Source organism: Nocardiopsis potens DSM 45234 (genome assembly GCF_000341105.1).
GTDB lineage: Bacteria > Actinomycetota > Actinomycetes > Streptosporangiales > Streptosporangiaceae > Nocardiopsis_A > Nocardiopsis_A potens.
The window spans coordinates 1-5,597 of sequence record NZ_ANBB01000108.1; the positions used below are offsets into that span (position 1 = coordinate 1).

Annotated in this window: 4 protein-coding genes; all 4 read left to right on the top strand. The window is 73.6% G+C overall.

Annotated features, from left to right (window positions below; all coding sequences use genetic code 11):
• Positions 1 to 1,264: 1,264 nt before the first annotated feature.
• The 4 genes from D459_RS0130060 (at position 1,265) to D459_RS0130075 (ending at position 5,223) form a co-directional block, all read left to right on the top strand.
• Positions 1,265 to 2,080: an alpha/beta fold hydrolase gene (locus D459_RS0130060; protein ID WP_017596698.1), complete on the top strand. Its 816-nt coding sequence runs from the start codon at positions 1,265 to 1,267 to the stop codon at positions 2,078 to 2,080.
• 177 nt (positions 2,081 to 2,257) lie between these two features.
• The gene (locus D459_RS0130065) at positions 2,258 to 3,115 is read left to right on the top strand and encodes a maleylpyruvate isomerase family mycothiol-dependent enzyme (RefSeq protein WP_017596699.1); all 858 of its coding nucleotides are present in this window, start codon (positions 2,258 to 2,260) and stop codon (positions 3,113 to 3,115) included.
• A gap of 373 nt (positions 3,116 to 3,488) precedes the next feature.
• Positions 3,489 to 4,439, top strand: a complete 951-nt coding sequence (locus D459_RS33365) for a sulfite exporter TauE/SafE family protein (RefSeq protein ID WP_017596700.1) — start codon at positions 3,489 to 3,491, stop codon at positions 4,437 to 4,439.
• A 217-nt stretch (positions 4,440 to 4,656) separates the two neighbouring features.
• Positions 4,657 to 5,223, top strand: coding sequence for a hypothetical protein (locus tag D459_RS0130075; protein ID WP_017596701.1), 567 nt, complete (start codon positions 4,657 to 4,659; stop codon positions 5,221 to 5,223).
• Positions 5,224 to 5,597 lie beyond the last annotated feature (374 nt).

A 5,597-nucleotide genomic window follows, 5' to 3' on the forward strand; every position in this document is an offset into this window, starting at 1 on the left:
GCACAAGGCGTTCAACCATCGACACACGGCCAGGCTACCGAGAATCCAAATGAGATGATCTCTTATCCGGCGCTGCTGGCGCGGCTGGCCTCGGCGGAGTCGGTGCGGTCCTGGAACGCCCGAAGGCTGGGAGTCGGGGCGGGGGTGCCGCTGCCGCCGGGGCCGCCGGAGCCGCGCGGCGATGACGCCACCGGCCTCACCGGTCCCGTTCGCCTCCCCGCCTCTCCCGCCTCCGTCGGGGACGGCGGGGATGGACGGGGGATCTGGGAGGCTGCGGACACCGCCCCCGGATTCATCACCGATTCCGGCGGCAGAGCCGCCCGAACCTGCCCGGCCCATCCCTCGGTCCGCAACATTCCGGGCGAAAGCTGCGCGGTGTGTGGGGAAGCGTGCCGCAGCTTCCCTGGGCAGGACCCGCCACCACCTGTGGTTCCGGAGGCAGGGCAGGAGGTGCGGCCCTCTGCGGAGACCTCGCTCGGAGACGACGCGGAAGAGCACGAGGTCGACCCGGAGGGCCTGAAACGCATCTCCGACTCCCTCGCCGCCGCGGCCGGGCGCCGGAACACCCCGGCCCCGCGACGGGGGCGAGGACGTGCGCCCACCCCGGCCGCCCGAGCGGCCGCCGACGGCGTGCGCGGCCTCCTCGCCGGACTTCGGGAAGGCGGTTTCCGCTCCTCATAGGGCTGATGGCGACAGGAGGGCAGTTCAGGAAGGGCGTGCCAGCGGCGCTTCACCCACCGGCCGCGGAGATCCGGGTCTTCTTCATGTGCTGCGGCACCCTCGCAGGGGCGTCCTCGGCGGGCCGGCGCGACGATCCGGTCGGGCGCCGGCGCGCCGGTGTCGAGCGAGGCCGGGATGACGAGCTCCCCGCCGGCCACCCGGACCGCCCCGACCGTCACGCGCGCGACCCGGGCCACGATGTCACTGGCGTTGGCCAGGTCGGCGGTGCTCTGCGCCTCGGAGATGAAGAGCTGGACCTCGGAGATCCCCATCATCACCAGCTCGCGCGTCCCTTTACCTCACCGGCCGGTACGGAAATATAGCGTTTCGACACGGAGCGTGTGCTGGGATGGCCGGATCTGTCCAAGGCCGTGCAGGGAGGCGCAGGATTTGCCGCGCGGCCGTCGCGCTGGAGAGAACACCCGCCGTGCTCGTGCTCCGGCTCCGCGAAGCAGAATGAAAAGTCCTCAAGTGGCGGGATTCCGGTATCCGTTGGCGGTTTAAGGCGTACCGGAGGCCGGTGCGGACGCTCTAGATTCGGCTCATGGAAGAGATCAGCCGCCAGGCGGCCGACGGCTGCACCCTGCACGCCACCGTCACCGGCGAGGGGCAGGCCCTGGTCCTCATGCATGCCGGCGGCCCCGACCGCGAGAGCATGCTCCCCCTGGCCGAACGGCTCGCCGATCGTTTCATGGTCGTACTGCCCGACCTGCGAGGCTACGGCCGGTCGGTCTGCAAGGACCCGGCCCGCCATACCTGGGACCAATATGTCGAGGACGTGATCGGGCTCCTGGACCACATCGGCGTCTCCAGTGCCGTACTCGCCGGCGCAGGCCTGGGCTCCACGATCACGCTCCGGACGGCGGCGGCATACCCGAACCGGGTCCGGGCGGCCGTGCTCATCGGGGTCGAGGACATCGAGGACGACGAGGCCAAGGAGGCCGAGATCCGCTTCCTCGACGCGTTCGCCGCCCGCGTCGAGGCCGATGGCATCGAGGCGGGTTGGGAGCCCATCCTCGCCGGGTTCCCTCCCGTCGTCGGCGCCATGGTGCGCGACGCCATCCCCCGATCGGACCCCGCCAGCATCGTGGCCGCGGCCTCCATCGGCCATGACCGCTCTTTCCGGAGCGTCGGCGAACTCGCGGCGATCACCGTGCCGACCCTCGTCTTCCCGGGCACCGACCCACGCCACCCCACCGCTCTCGCCGAAGAGGCCGCCGGCTCCCTCCCCAACGGGCGGCTGGCCGCGGTCTCGATCGGCGACGACCTCCGGACCGCCGCGGACCTCGCCCGCGCCACCGCTCCCGCCATCCGCGAATTCCTGACCGGGCCGGTCGCGTCGGCGTTCGGCACCGGGTGAACGCGGCGGCCGGATGCGAGGTGGCGTCCGATCAGGCCGCTGGAGGTCTGGAGGTGCGGTGGCCGGGACACGCTGCCGGGCGGCCGCGGCGCTCACCGCGAATTTCCGGTGGCCCGGTGCTCGACCGGTGGCGTACGGTCGGACCGCCGGTACCCCAGATGGGACGAGTCTTTCCTGATGAGCCTCCAGAGTGCTGAAACGCCGGACCGTTCCCGGCTCGGCCCCCCGATCGACGCCCGCCCCCTGTTCGCCCCGGAGCAGGCCGCGCTGACGGCCACGCTGCGCGGGCTGGCCCCCGCCGACTGGGGCAGGGAGGCGGTGCCGGGCTGGAGCGTGCGCGACCTGGCCGCCCACATCCTCGGTGACTTCTACGGACGCCTCGCCCGCGACCGCGACGGGCACGAGGAGGGGCCCGCCTTCGCGCCCGGCGAGACGCTGGAGCGGTTCATCCACCGCATCAATCAGGAGTGGGTCGACGCCTACCGCCGGGTCAGCCCGGCCGCGCTCACGGACACCCTGGACCTGATCGGCCGGCAGGCGGTCCGGTTCTACGAGGAGGCCGACCCCGAGGCGCCGTCCCTGGGGGTCTCCTGGGCCGGCGCCGACCCGTCGCCGATGTGGCTGGACAGTGCCCGCGACTTCACCGAGTACTGGACCCACCGCCAGCAGATCCGCCACGCCGTCGGCCAGGGAACCGACCCGGACCAGCGGCCGCTCTCCACGGTCCTGGACACCTTCATGCGCGCCCTGCCGCACACCCTGCGCGAGGTCGGGGCGCCCCTCGGCACACAGATCCGGGTGCAGGTCACCGGGGCGGCCGGGGGTGCTTGGACCGCCACCGCGACGGGGGCGGGATGGTCCCTGGCCGAGCCGGACGCCGGCGCCCCTGCGGCCGTCCTCCACTTGGACGCGGAGACCGCCTGGCGCCTGTGCACCCGGGGCATCCGACCGGACGAGGCCTGGGAGCGCGCTCAGGTGGAGGGCGACCGGGAGCTGGCCCGGGCGGCCTGCCGGATCGTGTCGATCATCTACTGAGCTTGGCTGAGCGGCGGGTGGGTCGCTGTCCCTCATAGGGCGGATGGCGACCTGGACGCACAGATGGCCATCGTGTGGGTCTACTGGTTTCTATCCCTCATAGGGCGGATGGCGACCCCAAGGTAAAGCCCAAGGCCAGAGCCCAGGTCACCCAGTGGCTCCGATTCCAGATTTCAGCGAACCTCCGGTAGTGCGGCCGACCCCGGTGTGTCGCTGAAACGAGCGCCGCCGTCGCCGGGACCTGCTGCGGCAGCGGCGCCATCCTACGGGCGGCCGCGCTCGCGCGGCAGGGGCGGGGGTTGACGCGGAGCCCTCGAACACCCCACTATTCCTACTTAACAAGTCGGATAGGTAGCGGCTCCCGGAAGGCCCCATGCGAACCCTCGTTCTCCTGGCCATCGTCGGCTTCTTCGCGCAGCTGGTCGACGGCAGTCTCGGCATGGCGTACGGCGTCACGTCCACGACTCTCCTGCTGATCATCGGGACCAACCCCGCCGCCGCGTCCGCGACGGTGCATCTGGCCGAGATCGGGACGACGCTGGCCTCGGGGGTCGCGCACTGGCGGATGGGCAATGTGGACTGGAAGGTGGTGCGGCGGATCGCGCTGCCCGGGGCGGTCGGGGCGTTCTCCGGGGCGACCTTTCTGAGCTGGCTGTCGACCGAGGTCGCGGCGCCGCTCATGTCCGGGATCCTGATGGCGCTCGGTGTCTACATCCTGGTCCGGTTCACCGCCTGGGGCATGCCCACCCGGAACCTGGGCAAGCCGCTGCGCAAGCGGTTCCTCGCCCCGCTCGGCCTGGTCGGCGGGTTCGTCGACGCCACCGGCGGGGGCGGCTGGGGGCCGGTGGGCACCCCGGCGCTGCTGGCCAGCGGGCGGATCGAGCCGCGCAAGGTGGTCGGCTCCATCGACACCAGCGAGTTCATCATCGCGCTCTCGGCCAGCCTCGGCTTCCTGGTCGGGCTCGGCTCCGGGGGCATCGACCTGACCTGGGCGGCCGTGCTGCTGGTCAGCGGCGTCGCGGCGGCGCCGGTCGCGGCGTGGATCGTCCGCAGGTTCCCGCCCCGGGTGCTCGGCTCGGCCGTCGGTGGCGTGATCATCCTGACCAACACCCGCACCGTCCTCGGCGCCGACCTGGTCGTTCTCCCCGGGGCGGTGGAGACCGGGATCTACGCGCTGATCTGGCTGGCCTGGGCCGGCGCGGTGGCCTGGTCGGTCCGGGCGCACCTGGCCGACCGGGCCGCGGCCGCCGCGGAACCGGTCGCCGGCATCGCCCCCGCCGACCCCGCCCTCACGGGCCCGGACACCGAGGCCGCCCGCTCCTGAGCCGCCTCCTGTCCCCGTCCGCGCCCTCCCGGTGCCACTCCGGGAGGGCGCGGCGTGTTCCCGGGCGGATCGGGGGAATCCGGGGCGGGGCGCGGACCGCCCCGCAGCCGTGCTGCTACGGTGCTGAGCCGCCGGTGGCCTTGAGAGGGGCGGGCGGCCGGAGGGGCGGCGAAGAAGCGCCGCCGGGTCCGCGGGAACGCCGGAGGAGGGGCGGCCGATGGCGCTCAGGAAGAGGCGGGCGCTGCTCGCCGGTGCGCTGGTGCTGGTCGTGCTCGGCGCCTGGCAGTGGGCCGCCGAGCACCGGGCGCAGGACCGGCGGGACCTGTATGACCTGACCGCGGCCCTGCCCTGGGAGCCCGGAGAGCTGCTGGTCCCCGACGCCGCCTCGGCGGAGGAGGACGCGATGGGGTGGGCGGATTCGCATGCGTTCAGCGTCGTCTACCGGGCGGGTCCGGAGACCGGGAACGGCCCGATGATCGACTACACGCTCTATGACCCCTCCGGCCCGGGCGAGGCCGAGTACGGGCCCTGGTGCGGTGCGGTGGAGGTGCGCAGCTGCACCGACCTGGGCGGCGGGCTGGTGGAGGCGGTCACCCGGGACACCGCCAACAGCGACCCCGCGCTCTCCCTCCACCGCGACTTCGGCGACCGGGCGGTGACGGTGACCGCCTACGACGGTGACGCCGACACCGCCTTCCTGCGCGGCGTGCTGGAGCAGGTGCACACCCCGACCGAGGACGAGCTGCTGGAGCTGCTCCGCCGGGACGGTTACCAGGGCGGATGACGGCGGCAGCGGTAGGGGCAGGGTGGGGGTGGTCGCCCGGGCGCGGCGCCTCGCAGAGCGAGGGTTCAAGCGGGCGGCGACGGCGCAGGCAGGGGCGGGGCGGGCGCTCTGGCCGGGTGCGGCGCCCCGCGGAGCGGGTGTTCAAGCGGGCAGCGAGGGCGGGAGGGGGACCGGCCGGTCGGTGGGGTGCGGCGCCTCGCGGAGCGAAGGTCAAGACGGGCGGCGACGGCAGCGGTAGGGGAGGGGCGGGCGCCCCGCCCGGGCGCGGCACCCCGCAGAGCGAAGGTTCAAGCCGGCGGCGAAGGCGGGGAGGGGACCGGCCGGTCGGTCGGGTGCGGCGCCTCGCGGAGCGGAGGTCCAAGCGGGCGGCGACG

Coding starts and splice junctions, on each gene's coding strand:
- D459_RS33365 (WP_017596700.1), top strand. CDS start 3,489: ATGCGAACCCTCGTTCTCCTGGCCATCGTCGGCTTCTTCGCGCAGCTG.
- D459_RS0130075 (WP_017596701.1), top strand. CDS start 4,657: ATGGCGCTCAGGAAGAGGCGGGCGCTGCTCGCCGGTGCGCTGGTGCTG.
- D459_RS0130065 (WP_017596699.1), top strand. CDS start 2,258: ATGAGCCTCCAGAGTGCTGAAACGCCGGACCGTTCCCGGCTCGGCCCC.
- D459_RS0130060 (WP_017596698.1), top strand. CDS start 1,265: ATGGAAGAGATCAGCCGCCAGGCGGCCGACGGCTGCACCCTGCACGCC.